Annotated in this window: 14 protein-coding genes; 6 read left to right on the top strand and 8 right to left on the bottom strand. The window is 68.0% G+C overall.

Annotation, left to right across the window (positions count from 1 at the left end; genetic code table 11):
- Positions 1 to 278 precede the first annotated feature (278 nt).
- Entirely contained in the window at positions 279 to 1,478 is a 1,200-nt protein-coding gene (rlmN, locus tag ACM9HJ_RS07265; RefSeq protein ID WP_416571338.1) for a 23S rRNA (adenine(2503)-C(2))-methyltransferase RlmN, read from the top strand.
- Positions 1,479 to 1,531: 53 nt separating this feature from the next.
- On the opposite strand, the gene ACM9HJ_RS07260 is transcribed toward rlmN, so the two are convergent.
- Both ACM9HJ_RS07260 and ACM9HJ_RS07255 read right to left on the bottom strand, forming a co-directional pair.
- The gene (locus tag ACM9HJ_RS07260; protein WP_416571043.1) at positions 1,532 to 1,876 is read right to left on the bottom strand and encodes a hypothetical protein; all 345 of its coding nucleotides are present in this window, start codon (positions 1,874 to 1,876) and stop codon (positions 1,532 to 1,534) included.
- A 5-nt stretch (positions 1,877 to 1,881) separates the two neighbouring features.
- Positions 1,882 to 2,232 carry a hypothetical protein gene (locus ACM9HJ_RS07255; RefSeq protein ID WP_416571042.1) on the bottom strand — a complete coding sequence of 117 codons (351 nt, stop codon included), beginning with the start codon at positions 2,230 to 2,232 and terminating at the stop codon, positions 1,882 to 1,884.
- A gap of 147 nt (positions 2,233 to 2,379) precedes the next feature.
- Here ACM9HJ_RS07255 and ACM9HJ_RS07250 point away from each other — a divergent pair, with 147 nt between their 5' ends.
- Positions 2,380 to 2,856 (top strand): Lrp/AsnC family transcriptional regulator, encoded by a 477-nt coding sequence (locus ACM9HJ_RS07250; protein ID WP_416571041.1) that lies wholly within the window; start codon positions 2,380 to 2,382, stop codon positions 2,854 to 2,856.
- On the opposite strand, the gene ACM9HJ_RS07245 is transcribed toward ACM9HJ_RS07250, so the two are convergent.
- The gene (locus ACM9HJ_RS07245) at positions 2,853 to 3,662 is read right to left on the bottom strand and encodes a helix-turn-helix transcriptional regulator (RefSeq protein ID WP_416571040.1); all 810 of its coding nucleotides are present in this window, start codon (positions 3,660 to 3,662) and stop codon (positions 2,853 to 2,855) included. The two genes, ACM9HJ_RS07250 and ACM9HJ_RS07245, sit on opposite strands and share 4 nt — an antisense overlap.
- Positions 3,663 to 3,751: 89 nt before the next feature.
- Between ACM9HJ_RS07245 and ACM9HJ_RS07240 the strand changes: the two genes are divergently transcribed.
- Positions 3,752 to 4,531 carry a class I SAM-dependent methyltransferase gene (locus tag ACM9HJ_RS07240; protein WP_416571039.1) on the top strand — a complete coding sequence of 260 codons (780 nt, stop codon included), beginning with the start codon at positions 3,752 to 3,754 and terminating at the stop codon, positions 4,529 to 4,531.
- A gap of 48 nt (positions 4,532 to 4,579) precedes the next feature.
- A complete protein-coding gene (locus ACM9HJ_RS07235) occupies positions 4,580 to 4,876 on the top strand; it encodes a hypothetical protein (RefSeq protein ID WP_416571038.1) in 297 nt (98 codons plus the stop codon).
- 194 nt (positions 4,877 to 5,070) lie between these two features.
- Here ACM9HJ_RS07235 and addA read toward each other — a convergent pair whose 3' ends face one another.
- On the bottom strand, positions 5,071 to 8,586 hold the full coding sequence (gene addA / locus ACM9HJ_RS07230; RefSeq protein WP_416571037.1) for a double-strand break repair helicase AddA: 3,516 nt from the start codon (positions 8,584 to 8,586) through the stop codon (positions 5,071 to 5,073).
- A 141-nt stretch (positions 8,587 to 8,727) separates the two neighbouring features.
- On the opposite strand from addA, the gene ACM9HJ_RS07225 reads away from it, so the two are divergent.
- On the top strand, positions 8,728 to 9,729 hold the full coding sequence (locus ACM9HJ_RS07225; protein ID WP_416571036.1) for a sensor histidine kinase: 1,002 nt from the start codon (positions 8,728 to 8,730) through the stop codon (positions 9,727 to 9,729).
- 58 nt (positions 9,730 to 9,787) lie between these two features.
- Here ACM9HJ_RS07225 and ACM9HJ_RS07220 read toward each other — a convergent pair whose 3' ends face one another.
- Positions 9,788 to 11,023 (bottom strand): aspartate kinase, encoded by a 1,236-nt coding sequence (locus ACM9HJ_RS07220; RefSeq protein ID WP_416571035.1) that lies wholly within the window; start codon positions 11,021 to 11,023, stop codon positions 9,788 to 9,790.
- 212 nt (positions 11,024 to 11,235) lie between these two features.
- Between ACM9HJ_RS07220 and ACM9HJ_RS07215 the strand changes: the two genes are divergently transcribed.
- Positions 11,236 to 12,177 (top strand): methylated-DNA--[protein]-cysteine S-methyltransferase, encoded by a 942-nt coding sequence (locus tag ACM9HJ_RS07215; RefSeq protein ID WP_416571034.1) that lies wholly within the window; start codon positions 11,236 to 11,238, stop codon positions 12,175 to 12,177.
- A 169-nt stretch (positions 12,178 to 12,346) separates the two neighbouring features.
- On the opposite strand, the gene ccmI is transcribed toward ACM9HJ_RS07215, so the two are convergent.
- From ccmI to ACM9HJ_RS07200, 3 genes are read right to left on the bottom strand one after another with little or no spacing between them, the layout of a single operon-like run.
- Positions 12,347 to 13,750 carry a c-type cytochrome biogenesis protein CcmI gene (gene ccmI / locus ACM9HJ_RS07210; RefSeq protein ID WP_416571033.1) on the bottom strand — a complete coding sequence of 468 codons (1,404 nt, stop codon included), beginning with the start codon at positions 13,748 to 13,750 and terminating at the stop codon, positions 12,347 to 12,349.
- Positions 13,747 to 14,232, bottom strand: a complete 486-nt coding sequence (locus ACM9HJ_RS07205) for a cytochrome c-type biogenesis protein (protein WP_416571032.1) — start codon at positions 14,230 to 14,232, stop codon at positions 13,747 to 13,749. The genes ccmI and ACM9HJ_RS07205 overlap by 4 nt, the downstream gene beginning before the upstream one ends.
- The gene (locus ACM9HJ_RS07200) at positions 14,229 to 14,774 is read right to left on the bottom strand and encodes a DsbE family thiol:disulfide interchange protein (protein ID WP_416571031.1); all 546 of its coding nucleotides are present in this window, start codon (positions 14,772 to 14,774) and stop codon (positions 14,229 to 14,231) included. The genes ACM9HJ_RS07205 and ACM9HJ_RS07200 overlap by 4 nt, the downstream gene beginning before the upstream one ends.
- Positions 14,775 to 14,779: the final 5 nt, after the last annotated feature.

The following is a 14,779-nucleotide window of genomic DNA, read 5'->3' as shown; positions in this document are numbered from 1 at the left end:
GCCAAACCTTCCGACAAGCATGCCTGAAAAAGGCATGAATTTCCTGCGGCCACATATGACCCGTCGAATAGGCATCACCATTCCCACGTATGCTTCTATTTGGAATTTATTTATTAATGACTAAAATTCAATCCCCCAATCCCAACCAGATGGAATATTCCTTTCGGTCATATGTCCGGGATTTTGCACCCTGGGGTGCCCCCCGCGCGCCCTGCAAGCCACCCTGGCGGCAAGCCCCCCTTGCCAGGGGACGCCGCATGCGTCATCTAGTCCCGATCATGGGCATCGAAAATCACAGCAGCAATTTCGCGCCGGCGGCCCGCGCCGACGGCCGGGTCAATCTTGTCGGCCTTTCCCGCGAGGAGCTGGAAAGCACGCTGGTCAATGCCGGATTCCAGAAGTTCCGGGCCGGTCAGGTCTGGCACTGGATCTATCATCGCGGCGTCACCGATTTCGCACAGATGTCGACCCTGGCCAAGCCGGCGCGCGAGAAGCTGGCCGAGGGGTTCGTGGTCGACCGGCCCGTGCCCGTGAAGGATCTGAAATCCGTCGACGGCACGCGCAAATGGCTGTGCCGCATGCATGACGGGCAGGAGGTGGAGGCCGTCCACATCCCGGAAGAAGATCGCGGCACGCTCTGCGTCTCTTCCCAAGTGGGCTGCACCCTGACCTGCCGTTTCTGCCATACCGGCACCCAGCGTCTGGTGCGCAACCTGACGGCGGACGAGATCGTGGGACAGGTAATGCTGGCCCGCGACCATCTGGAGGAATGGCCCAGCCCCCCCGATGGCCGCATGCTGTCCAACATCGTCATGATGGGCATGGGCGAGCCGCTGTATAATTACGACAATGTCGCCAAGGCGTTGAAGATCGTCATGGATGGGGAGGGTATCTCCATCTCCAAGCGGCGCATCACCCTGTCGACCAGCGGCGTGGTGCCGATGATGAAGCGCGCGGGCGAAGAGTTGGGTGTGAACCTGGCCGTGTCGCTGCATGCGGTGAATGATGAGCTGCGCGACCGCATCGTGCCCATCAACCGCAAATACCCGATCAAGGAGCTGATGGACGCGGTGCGCAACTATCCGGGCCTGAACAATGCCCGGCGCTGCACCTGGGAATATGTCATGCTGAAGGGCGTCAATGACAGCATGGCCGACGCGCGCGAGCTGGTGCGTCTGATCCGGGGCATCCCGTCCAAGATCAACCTGATCCCGTTCAATCCCTGGCCCGGCTCCCCGTTCGAGCGCAGCGACTGGGACCAGATCGAGAAGTTCAGCGATTATGTGAACGCGGCCGGCTATGCCAGCCCGATCCGCCGCCCGCGTGGCGACGACATCCTGGCCGCCTGCGGCCAGCTGAAAAGCGAAAGCCAGCGCCCCACCGCCGCCCAGCGGGCGTCGCAGCTTGAACAGAGCAAGATCCTGGCCGCCGAATACGCCGCCCAGATCGCGGCCAAGGAAGCGGCCCTGGCACTTTGAGGTTGGAACCGTAGGTCGGGGTGAGGCATAGCCGAACCCCGACCTGCAGCACATCAAGCCGACAGCGCGTCGGCTTCCATCACCCGGTGACGCTCCGAGGTCAGCACCTGGCGCACCAGCGGCTGGGCGCGCAGGCAGCGGGCGATGTAATCACTCTCATCGCGCGTCAGGGTGCGGACCTGCACATCGACATGCAGGCATTCCTCGGCCTCGAAATGCCGGGCCTGCACCGAGGCCGGCACCAGCCCGCGCTTGGCGAAGAATTCCAGCACGCGCGGCAGGCTGCCGGGATCGGGGTCGGCCAGCACCGCGAAACAGGCGGTGCGGCTGGGATCGGTGGGGCGGGCCTCCGCCGGCGGCGGGGCCAGAACGGGCATAAGGGTAACGGGTACGGTCATGGCCTTCACTCCGCCGCTACGGCCGGATGGCCTTGCTTGCTGGCACCGCGCATTTCCGGGCCCACCGACAGCCGGTCCAGGTCGGCGCGCTGGAAACAGCGCGACAGCACGCCCACGGGGTCGTTCATGCCCTCGCCACCATCGGCCGGCACCAGCATGGCGAAGGCCCGGTTGGCGCGGGCGGCGCGCATCGCCGCCTCCACCGCCTCGTCCAGCCCGACGCCCGGCAGCCGCTGCCAGGGTACGGGCGTAATCACCCCGCCCGCCGCGCGATGCACGGCCAGCGCGATCTGCGCGCCGGTGGCGGGATCGCGATAGACGGTCAGGCTGGCGGGATGTTCGGGGGCGGTGCTCATCGCCGGGGGCTCCAATCTCGGGGGTGGCCGCTTTTGTGCGGTGCCGTAACCATAGGGCAAGCGCCGGGGCATTTCTTTGCAAGTTTCGTCCAGATGACATAGTTTGCGCAGATGTAATGCGTGAAATGGTCAACATGGGGATGGATCATGCAGAAGCCGCTGGACAGCCTGGATTGGCGCATCCTGGACCGGCTGCAAAAGGACGGGTCGGAAACGGCGGCCCAGGTGGCGGAGCATGTGGGGCTGAGCCAGAGCCCGTGCTGGCGCCGCATCCAGCGGCTGGAGGAGGATGGGGTCATCAAGCGGCGCGTGGCGCTGCTGGATCGCAAGGCCATCGGCCTGAACGTGCTGATCTTCAGCCACGTGAAGCTGGAGGCGCATAGCGGCGACCTGCTGACCGATTTCCGCGAGGCCATCCGCCGCATCGCCGAGGTTCAGGAATGTTTCGTGCTGATGGGCCAGGTGGATTTCATGCTGCGCATCGTCACCAAGGATATCGAGGCCTATGAGGCCTTGTTCTTCGAGAAACTGTCGAAGCTGCCGGGCGTGCGCGAAATCAACAGCATGATCGCGGTTTCCACCGTGAAGGAGACGACGGAGCTGCCATTGCCGGGTTTGGGTTAACCACCATCATCCGGCAGCAGCACGACCAGCCGCAGGTCGGGCCGCGTCTCCACCGACAAGGTCATCTGCCGGAAGCGCAGCAGGCCCCGGTCGGGATGCTGGAACAGTCGTTCCCCGCCCTCCCGGCCCCTGATATCGGCCCCGGTCCAGCGGGCAGCGAAATCGCGGCTGCCCGCACGCAACTCGGCGATCAGGGCGGCCAGGCCCGGGTCCTGCAAATGCCGCCCATGGTCGGCGCGGAATTCGGCCAGTACGCGCGCCGCCCGCGATGGCCAGTCGACCAGCAGGCGCCGGGCGCCCTCGTCCAGGAACAGGTAGCGCAGCAGATTGTGCGGCCCCGGCCCCTCCAGCCAGCCGGCGAACAGCCCTTCCGCCGCCTGGTTCCAGGCCAGCAGGTCCTGGCGATGGTCCAACGCATAGGCTGGCACGGCAAGGGCCGCCACTGTGGCGCGCAGCCTTTCCTGCTGGCCCGCGGGGTCATCGGCGGGATCGGGCTGACGCGGATCGCGGCGGCCGGAAAGCTGGAACAGATAGGCGCGTTCCGCCGCACTCAGCCGCAAGGTGCGGGCCAGCCGGTCCAGCGCCTGGGGGGAGGCCTGGATATCGCGCCCCTGTTCCAGCCAGGTCAGCCAGGTGGCGCTGATCCCCGCCAGCATCGCCACCTCTTCCCGCCTGAGGCCCGCCGTGCGGCGACGGCCGGTGGCCGACAGGCCCAGCGTCGCCGGGTCCAGCCGCCCTCTACGGTCACGCAGGAACGCCCCCAGCAGATGGCGCTGGTCTGGCTGGACATCGGTGGTGGGCGGCATGGTGGTGTTCATACCAGGATAATTGCTTATCTTGTACCCGTCTGACCAGAGGGATAAGCCGGAACGCAAGACCCCCGTGGAGAGCCCCCATGTCCAACCAGACCGACAGCCAGCACGATCTCGTCATCCAGCAGTTCGGCCCCCGAGCCGCCGCCTATGTCAGCAGCCCCACCCATGCCGCCGGACCGGACCTGACGGCACTGCAATCCATCCTGCGCGATGCGGGCGCGATCGGCCGCCTGCTGGACCTGGGCTGCGGCGGCGGGCATGTCAGTTTCCACGCCGCCCCCCTGGTGGGCGACGTGGTGGCCTATGACCTGTCGGACGCCATGCTGTCGGCGGTGGCGGCGGGCGCGGCAACGCGCGGCCTGTCCAACATCACCACGCAGCAGGGACGGGCGGAGCACTTGCCCTTCCCCGACAATCATTTCGACCTGGTGGCCAGCCGTTACAGCGCCCATCACTGGCGCCATGTCCCGCCAGCCCTGGCAGAGGCGGCGCGTGTGCTGCGGCCGGGCGGGCGGTTGGTGATGATGGATGTGTTCGCCCCGGCCGACCCGCTGCTGGACACCTATCTCCAGACCGTGGAGATGGTGCGCGATCCCAGCCATGTCCGCGATTATTCCCTGGTGGAATGGCGGGACATGCTGGCGGTGGCGGGGCTGGTGCCGGGGGAAGCGCAATGTTTCCGCCTGCACCTGGAATTCCAGCCCTGGGTGGAAAGGATCGACAGTCCCGCCAGCCACCGCTCCGCCCTGCTGTCCTTGCAGGCCGGTGCCGCGGCGGAGGTGAAAAGCCATTTCGCCATCGAGGCGGATGGCAGCTTCACCATCGATACGATGCTGATCGTTGCCGTCAAGGAAACGTAAAACGATCCGGACTTGACAGCGGCGGCGGATCGGCGGCGAACTATCCTTATGATCATTCCGTCGCATCCGCCCCCGCCGCTGCCGACCGCGCAGCCGGCATCGACCACGCCGCAGAACAATGCGGCGCTGGCGACGGCTGCGGTTGCCGCACAGAAGCTGGCCCGTCCCACCCAGACCCAGACCCGCCGCGCAGCCTCGGCCGTGGCGCAGGGGGAAGCGTCGCGGGAAGGCACCGACGGTGCCTTCGTCGGCCGCGCCTTCGACAGCGAGGCCGCCGTGGTGGAGGCCCGCACCAACCACGCCCCGCCCCGTGGCCGCGGCGACCGGCTGGATGTCAGCGTTTAGGTCCCCTTCGTCATTCCGGCCAAGCGCATGGACGCTAACTAGGGGGTTTGCATTGCCGTAGAAGCCCCTTCTACCGTCACCCCGGCGCAGGCCGGGGCCCAGGTCGTAGAGCGAAGTGCTTGTCACTTGGGCCCCGGCCTGCGCCGGGGTGACGGTAGTGAGGGCGGAATGACAAAGAGAAAGTGTCTCACGCATTACGGCGCATGCGCGTCCAGCAGATCGCCCGGCAGTTCCATGGTGAAGGGCCCGTCGGTCCAGAGCAGGACGCAGCGCACCGCCTTGCCCGGATAAATCCGCGCCAGGGCCGCACGATAGGCTGACATCTGCTGCAAGTAGATCACCGGCACCCTGGCCACATCGGTGGGCGGGGGGCGGTTGGTCTTGTAATCGACGATCCACACCGCATCGTCGGTGACGCACAGCCGGTCGATGCGCCCCGACAGGGCGCGGTCACCGACCAGCCCGACCAGCGGCACCTCCGCCCGGCTGCCGGGCGCGAACAGGAGCGCGAAACCCGGATCGGTCAGCACGCGCAGCGCTTCGCCGCCGATCTCCTGCTGCTGCACCGGCGTCAGATTATGGGCAGGCCGCGCCAGCCAGGCCGCCGCTACCTCCGCCCAACGCGCCGGCTCCGTCTCCGGCAGCATCTGCAACAGCGTATGGATCAGGTTCCCGCGCTTGAACCGCAGTCCATCGTCGGGACCCAAGGGGGAACGCAGGGAGGGTTCGGGTGCGTCGGGCTGCGATGGGGCCAGCGGCTTGGACGGGCTGGGATCGCGCGGGGCGGGTGCGGTGGCCCAGGCCGGCAGCACCATCTGGGCGGCGGCTTCCGTCGTCACCGCAGGTGCATCGGGCGGGGCCACCGTCTGCGGTTCGTGCAGCACCAGCCCATCCCCGGCCCAGCCCGCCGGCGACATTTGCGTGAAATCGAACGGCTCCGGCCGCGCCAGCCCGCCCAGCGCCTCCTCCACCAGCCGGTACCAGGAACCGGGTCCGCCCTTGCGCAGCTGTTCCCAGCCGCAGACGATCAGCCGGTCCTCCGCCCGGGTCAGCGCCACATAGAGCAGGCGGCGATATTCCTGGTCCTGGCGGCGCTTGGCCAGCGCCCGGCGGGCATCGGCCGTCGCATCCTCCATATGCCGGCGCGGGGCATAGAGCGGCAAAGGCGGGCCGGGATCGGCCATGTCCTCCGCCGCTGACATCCTGGCCGGCCACAGGATCTTCAGCCGGTTCACATCCGGCTCGCGCATCGTATCGGGCAGGAAGACGATGGGCGCCTGCAGCCCCTTCGACCCATGCACCGTCATGATCCGCACCTGCCCCGGCCCGTCACCGCCGCCGGTATCCAGCTCGCGCTTGATCTCCGCCTCCGACGCCTCCAGCCAATGCAGGAACCCTTGCAGGGAGGCGACATGCTCGCGCTCGAACAGCAGGCAGGCGTTCAGGAACTCCTCCAGCGGGTCCTGGGCCTCCGCCCCCAGCCGCGCCAGGATGGCCCGCCGGCCGGAGCCTTCCGTGTCCGCCGGGCAGGGGCGCGACAGCACCCCGGCAAACAGCTCGTACGGGGCGCGGTAATCGGTATCGTTCAGGATGTCGCGCAGATACTCCAATGCCGGAAGCAGATCGACCTGGGCCTTTGACCGGTCGTTCAAGGCAGCCCACAGCCGGCCGGGCCGATCATGGGCGACATTGAACAGCTGTTCCTCCGACAGCCCGACCAGCGGCGATTTCAGCAGCACGGCCAGGTTCAGATCATCCTCCGGCAGCACCAGGAATCGGGCGAGCGCCATCAGGTCCATCACCGCCAGCTGTTCGGTCAGCACCATGCGGTCCACGCCGGCCACCGGCACGTCGCGGTCCTTCAGGGCGCGGACCAGATGGCCCACGAACTGGTCGCGGCTGCGCACCAGCACCATGATGTCGCCGGGCCGCAGCGGCCGGTTGCGCGACACCAGCCTCTCCCCGTCGGCCAGCCATTGCGCGATGCGGTCGGCCATGGTGCGGGCCAGCCGCGCCACCGGCTTGTCGGCCTGTTCGGGCGCCAGCGGCAGCGACCAGGGATCGGGATCGACCGCATCCTGCGGACTGACCAGGGGCCAGATCTCCACCCGCCCTTCCATGCCGCGCCGGTGGGGGATGTGGCGTACCTCCACATCCGGCCCGGCGACGCCATCGCGGGCCATGCCGGCGGCGAACACCTTGTCCACGGCGGCCAACACGGCGCCGACGGACCGGAAGCTGGTCTGCAGGTCGACGATGCGCCAGCTGCGCAGGGCCGCATTGACCTTGGCGTCGAAATGGCGGCGCATGCGGGCGAATTCGGCCGGATCGGCGCGCTGGAAGCTGAAGATCGACTGCTTGTCGTCACCCACCACGAACAGGGTGCGGATACGATCCTCCCGCGCCCCCAGCCCGGCGAAGAACTCCTCGGCGATGGCCGAGACCACGGCCCATTGTTCGGGATTGGTGTCCTGCGCTTCATCGATCAGCACATGGTCCAACCCGCCATCCAGCTTGAACAGCACCCAGGCACAGGCATCGGCCGCCGTCCCGCCCGACAACAGGGCAGAGGCGGCCAGGATCAGATCGTCGAAATCCAGAACGCCGCGCGCATCCTTCAGCCGCTGATACCGCCCCAGCAGCGCTTCGCCCAGCGCCAGCAGCGCCGCCGTATGCGCGGCCACCGCCACCCGGCGGCGTTCCTGGCCCACGGCGACCAGTCGCGCCGCCTCCCGCTGCAAGATCTCCAGCGCCATCGGATCAGCCTCCGACGGTTTCTTGGTCATCAGCGCCTTGCGCGGCTCCCCCTCCGTCGTCAGGTAGAGCGATGGATAGTCCGCCCAGCCCTTCACCCGCCGCGACAGGTCGCCATCCAACCAGGCCTGGATGGCGATACCGCGTTCCACATCGGTCTTGGTGCCGGTGGCCAGCACGGCGCAGGCCCGGCGCAGCCCCATCTCGTCCACCGCACCGGCCGCACAGGCGCGGGTCAGGACCATCAGGTCGGTCTCCCCCTCCGGCACCCGCAGACTGTGCCTCAGCGCAGCCACCGCCGGCTCCAGCCCGCCCTGGGCGTCCAGAATGCGCTTCAGCCGCCCGCGTTCCGCCGTCAGGCTGGCCAGCAGGTCGTTGAATTCATCCTCCGACACCGACCCGGTCAGCAGATCCACGGCACCGGCCAGTACCCCCTCGGGCTCGTACCGCCCGGCCAGCAGCACCGACTGCTTGGCCTCGGCCAGCAATTCCTCAGCCGTGCGATCGTCCATGACCTCGAAATTCGGGGCCAGCCCCGCTTCCAGCGGGAAGCGGCGCAGCAGCGACTGGCAGAAGGCGTGGATGGTCTGGATCTTCATGCCGCCGGCGGTGTCCAGCACCCGGGCGAACAGGCGCCGTGCCGCCACCACATCGCCGCGCGACGGTTCCCGGCCCGTGAGCGCGTGAAGGTTGGCGCGCAGCCTGTCCTCTTCCGCGACGGCCCAGATCGACAGCCGGTCGGCGATGCGGTTGGCCATTTCGGCCGCCGCCGCCTTGGTGAAGGTCAGGCACAGGATGCGCGACGGGTCGGTGCCGGCCAGCATCAGGCGCAGCACGCGGTCGGTCAGAACCTTGGTCTTGCCGGTGCCGGCCGACGCACCGACCCAGACCGAACTTTCCGGATCGGAGGCCAGGCGTTGCAGGACATTGGGATCGGTGGGGCGGATGTCGCTCATGGGGCGGGAGAGTACAGGGGGCGTACGGCGCCGGTCCAGACCCATACCATCGCGCGTTACGTGTCCGACGTGACTCTTTCTTCGCCCCACCATTGTGGATTATGCTGTTAACCCTGTTCGTTGCCCGGACGCGGAGGCGCCATGGACACGTTACGCTGGCTGGCAACCGCCCCTAACCGGGCGGCGCTGCGCGTCGCGTCCGTGTTCATCACGGTGTCGGCCCTGTGGATCATCTTCTCCGACCGGGCCGCCAACGCCATGTTCGGCGACGCGGCCGATCTGGCCGCCTTCCAGACGGCCAAGGGCCTGTTCTATGTCGGTGTCACCGGCCTGATCCTGTTCCTGTTGGTCCGGCTGCTGGTGGGCCGCCTTGCCGACCGCACGGCCGAGGCCCTGCGCGCACGCGAAGCGGCGGCGGAGACGATGCGCCAGGCCGGCATCGAAAGCCGGGCCCTGGAACGCGCCAAAAGCCAGTTCCTGTCCTCGGTCAGCCATGAGCTGCGCACGCCCCTGAACGCCGTCATCGGCTTTGCCGACATGATCGGCGACCCGTCCTTGCCGCTGTCACCCGACAAGGTGCGCGATTATGCCGGGGAGATCGCCACGGCCGGCCACCATCTGCTGGATCTGGTGGAAAGCATCGTCGCCTGCGCGGAGGCCGAGACGGGCCAGCCCCTGGCCCCGGAGACCTTGGATGTGCGCGAAGAGGTGGGGCGCGTGGCCGGACAGGCCCGCGTACGGGCCCAGCATCGCCGCACGGCGGTGGAAAACAATGTGCCCGACGGGCTGATCCTGCGCGCCGATCCGCTGGCGCTGCGCCAGATCCTGTTCGCGCTGCTGGACAATGCCGTCACCCACACGCCCGAACATTCCCATGTCCGCATCGACGGGGACCTGGATGGCGATGGTCAGGTGGTGATCACCATCACCGATGACGGGCCGGGCCTGCCGGCCGAGGTGATGGCGGGCATGGGCCGTCCCTTCCTGCGCGGCGGCGATCCGCTGACGGCCCGTGTGGGCGGTCTGGGGCTGGGGCTTTACCTGGCCATGCTGCTGACGGCCCGCCATGGCGGGCAGCTCTCGGCCGAACAGCCGGAAGGTGCGCATGGCACCCGCATCCGGGTGGCCTTCCCGGCGGGGTGAGAAGAACGCAAAAAGGCCCGGCACCCATTGGATGCCGGGCCTTTCAGAAGCGAACAGATCAAGCCTTGTCCAGACCGTAGGCCGTATGCAGCGACCGCAGGGCCAGTTCGGTATATTCCTCGGCGATCAGCACCGAGACCTTGATCTCGCTGGTGGTGATGACCTGGATGTTGATGCCGCGGTCGGCCAGGGCCTTGAACATGCGCTGGGCCACGCCGGCATGGCTGCGCATGCCGACGCCGATCACCGACACCTTCACGACATTGGCGTCGGAGACGAGGCGGCGATAGTTCAGCACGTCCTTGGACTTTTCCAGCACCTGCACGGCGCGGTCGATATCGGCCTTGCCCACGGTGAAGGTCATGTCGGTGGTGCGGCCATCTTCCGACACGTTCTGCACGATCATGTCGACATTGATGGCGGCATCCGTCAGGGGCCCGAAGATGCGGGCGGCGACGCCCGGCTGGTCTTCCACGCCCACCAGGGTGATCTTCGCCTCGTCCCGGCTATAGGCGATGCCGCTGACCAGTTCCTGTTCCACGATCTCATCCTCGTCCACGACCAGGGTGCCGGGCAGATCCGAGCCCGCCGCCTGTTCGAAAGTTGACAATACCTGCACCCGCACATGGTGCTTCATGGCCATCTCGACCGACCGCGTCTGCAGGACCTTGGCGCCCAGCGACGCCATTTCCAGCATTTCCTCATACGTGATGCGGTGCAGCTTGCGCGCCGACTTCACGATGCGGGGATCGGTCGTATAGACGCCGTCCACATCGGTATAGATGTCGCAGCGGTCGGCTTTCAAGGCCGCCGCCAGCGCCACAGCCGAGGTGTCGGAACCGCCACGGCCCAGCGTGGCGATGCGGCCACCCTCGGTCACGCCCTGGAAGCCGGCGACGACGCCGACCACGCCCGTGGACATGTTGTCGGACAGGTTGGTGGTGTCGATCCGCTCGATCCGCGACTTGCCATGCGTCTCGTCGGCGATCAGCGGGATCTGCCAGCCCTGCCAGGACCGGGCGGGAATGCCGATCTCCTGCAGCGCGATGGCCAGCAGGCCGGACGTCACCTGCTCGCCCGAGGCGACGACGGCGTCATATTCGGCCTGGTCATGGACCTTGGCGATCTGCTTGCAGTAATCGACCAGCTGGTTGGTCACGCCCGACATGGCGGAGACGACGACGGCCACCTCATGCCCGGCATCGACCTCCTGTTTCACCTTTTTCGCGACATTCTTGATCCGCTCGATATCGCCAACCGAGGTGCCGCCGAATTTCAGGACAAGCCGCGCCATAACGCCATTCCATCAAGGGTCAGGGTAATTTTCGCAAAGGCTCCGGTGCCGGAGCGGGCTATCCATAACCCGACACTTGGGCCTTCGCAAGGCAGGCCGCTCCCCGCCGGCCGCACTGCACCCATGAAGGGGGTGCCGACCACAACAATCGGGTGGGGCGGGAGCGGGCATCGCGCCATCTTCCCTTTCAAGAGCCGATGAAAGGAACGAAGATGCTGACCGCGACCCGCCCCACCGTCACCCCGATCCGCCCCCAAACCGCCATGGCTGACACATCCCCCGCCCCGATCGATCCCCGCGACCCCGTGCTGGCCGATGGTGGGGCGCGGCTGGTGGCGGGCGCCCTGCACCGGCTGGCCCGCGACTGGCAGGAACCACCGGCACTGGAGCAACTGGCGGAAGAGGCCGGGCTGACCCAGTGGCATTTCCAGCGCCTGTTCAAGCGCTGGGCCGGGATCAGCCCCAAGCGCTTCGCCCAGTTCGCCACGCTGGGCCATGCCAGGGCCCTGCTGCGCGGCTCCGAAGGCAACGACCTGCTGGGGGCCAGCCTGGACCTGGGCCTGTCCGGCCCGTCGCGCCTGCACGACCTGTTCGTGGTGGCCGAAGGTGTGACGCCCGGCGAGTACAAGGCCGGGGGCGAGGGGCTGACCATCCGCTGGGCCGTGCATCAGACGGCCTTGGGAGCGGCGGTCCTGGCGGCGACCGATCGCGGCGTCTGCTGGTTCGGCTTCATCGGCACCGATGGCGATGCGGCCGGGCAACTGGCCGAACTGTCCCGCGACTGGCCCAATGCCGATCTGGTGGAAGACCCGGCCCCGACGATGGCGGCCGCCGCCTCCCTGGACCCGGCATCCGGTGGCCAGGGGCCGGTGACCCTGCATCTGAAGGGTACCAATTTCCAGATGCGGGTCTGGCGGGCGCTGCTGGACATTCCCTATGGCGGGGTGGCGACCTATGCCGGCATCGCCGACCGCATTGGCCAGCCTGGTGCCGCCCGCGCGGTGGGCAATGCCGTGGGCGCCAACAAGGTCGCGTGGCTGATCCCCTGCCACCGCGTCATCCGCGGCACCGGCGTGCTGGACAATTACCGCTGGGGACCGGTGCAGAAGCGCACCCTGCTGGCCTGGGAAGCCGCGCGGCTGGCGGGGGAGTGATCAAAACTTACCCCCGTGCCTCCCCCCGCGAGAGTTATGGGCTGTGCGGCTCCAGCAATATCCACCGTCACCCCGGCGAAGGCCGGGGTGACGGTGGAGAGAGAGCGGCAACAACGGTGCCCAAGAGTTTCGCGACGAGAATAACCGGAAAATCAGCGAGTTAACCGGATCACAATCGATCCAACCGCCTTTGCAGCTCCGGCCGCTGCGGCGCGTCGGCGGGAAGCTGTTTCAGCAGCCGGCCCCACAATTCCCGCGCGCGGTCCTTCTTCCCCTCGTTCGCCGCCTGTTGACCCAGATAATAAAGCGCCTGCGGATTGTCGGGCGCCAGGTCCAGCACATGGGCCATGGCGTCCAGGAACTCCGCCCCACCCGCCGTGGCGGCATCGTCCGGCGCGGTCAGGCGCGACAGGTCCAGCCAGGCGCGCAGATGTTTGGGATCGGCCTTCACCGCCCCGCGCAGTGCCGCGCGTGCCGCCTCCGCATCGCCTTGCACCTCCCGCGCGCGGGCCAGACGCAGCCAGCCATCGACGTCGCCGGGATTGTCCTTCAGCTTGGCCTGCAGCCCGTCGACCATGGCATTGATCGTGGCCTTCTGGTCGGCCTCGTCCATCCCCGCCATGGCCTGCATCTGCTCGGGCGACAGGGCCGGTGCGCGGTCACCACCACCAGGCTGCGGGGTCTGTGACGGCGGGTTCACGGCCGGCTTGGGCGACGGCGTGATGGCGATCGGGTCCAGGCCCACGGAGGTAGCGGCGTCATGGATACGCTCACGCACCGTGGGCAGCCAGGGGGCGTCGGCCGGGCTGTCGCCGACCAAAGCCGTCCAGCGGTCCAGGGCGCCACGGATGTCGCCCGCCTGCAACCGCGCCATGCCCAGGTAATAGCGGGCGCGGGCATCCATCGCATCGCCGGCCAGGGCCGCGGTGAACAGCTCCACGGCCTCGGCCCCAACCACGCCATCGGCGGACATGGTCAGCGCCTCCGCCAGGGTGCTTTTCGCCGATGCATCCTCGGGCGACAGGCGCAGCACCTGGCGCCAGGCATTGACGGCATCCCCCGTGCGGCCCATGGCCGTATAGGTCTGGGCCAGCAGGCCCCAGCCGCCGGCATCGTCCTGATTGTCCTTCAGCGCCGCTTCCAGCTTGGCCACGGCGTCCAGCACCTGTTGCGGCACCGGCTTTTCCGCCGGGCGGCCGGCAAAGGGCACCGCCGGCATGTTGGGATGGCCCAGCGGCAGATAGATCGCCAGCGCCGCCACGGGCAGCAGCAGGGTCACCACCAGCGCCATGCGCTGCGCCGGCTTGGCCACACCACCCGCCGATGCCCGCTCCGCCTCGTCGGCGGCGGACAGCAGGCGGCGGCCCACCTCGGCCCGGGCGGCACGGGCCTGATCGTCGGACAGGATGCCGCGCTTATGGTCGCGTTCGATCTCCGCCACCTGGGCGGCATAGACGCCGCGCGCGAAACCCGCCGCCCCTTCCGGCGGCGGGGCGGGGCGCAGCAGGGCGCGCAGCAGCGGCAGCAGGACCAGGGCGGTCAGGCAGGCCGCGACCAGCCAGAATCCGATCATCGCCCGTCCCCCGACTTATCATCACCCAACAGGGCGGCCAACCGCATCTCCTCATCCGCCGTCAGGGCGGGGGCTTGTGCCCCCTCCACATCCCGGCGGCGCTGGCGCAGATACAGCGCCGTGCCCAGCGCCGACAGGGCCAGCAGCAGGAACGGCCCGCCCCACAGCAGGGCGGTGTAGCCGGTCACCGGCGGGCGCAGCAGCACGAAATCGCCATAGCGGTCATGGACATAGGCCAGCACCTGATCATTGCTGTCGCCCTTCACCAGCCGCTCGCGCACCAGCACCCGCAGATCGCGGGCCAGATCGGCATTGCTGTCATCGATCGACTGGTTCTGGCAGACCAGGCAGCGCAGCTCCTTGGAAATCTCCCGCGCGCGGGCCTCCAGCGCCGGGTCGGACAGTTTCTCGTCCGGCATCACGGCCAGGGCGGGCAACGAGAGGGCGGCCGCAAGGAACGTGGCGACAACCACCCTCCTCATTTCGACAACTCCTTGATCATCGGCAGGATCTTCTCCTCCAGATCGAACGGCATCAGCGGCCCGACATGGCGGTAGCGGACGCGGCCGGCCTTGTCGATGACATAGGTCTCCGGCACGCCATAGACGCCGAAATCGATGGCCACGCGACCGTCGCGATCCGCCCCGACACGGGTGAAGGGATTGCCCATCCGCTCCAGGAAAGCCTTGGACGCTTCCGGCTTGTCCTTGTAGGCGATGGCGTGGATGGTCACGCCCTCCTCCTTGGCCAGGCGCATCAGCAGCGGATGTTCCACCTGACAGGGCGCGCACCAGCTGGCGAAGACATTGACCAGCTGCACCTTGCCCGTCAGGTCGGCATTGGACAGGCCCGGATCGCCTTCCGACAGGCCGGGCAGGGCGAAGGTCGGCGCCGGCTTGTCGATCAGCATCGAGGGCAGCTTGGACGGGTCCCTGGTCAGGCCCAACGCGAAATAACCGCCCAGGATCAGGAAGACGGCCAGCGGCAGCAGCAGCAGCAGACGGTGACGGGTGGCAGCGCTCATTTCAC

This window comes from Niveispirillum sp. KHB5.9 (genome assembly GCF_048066115.1).
Classification (GTDB): Bacteria; Pseudomonadota; Alphaproteobacteria; order Azospirillales; family Azospirillaceae; genus Niveispirillum.
Note: the sequence above shows the minus strand (reverse complement) of the source record. Positions and strands in the feature narration are given on the sequence as shown.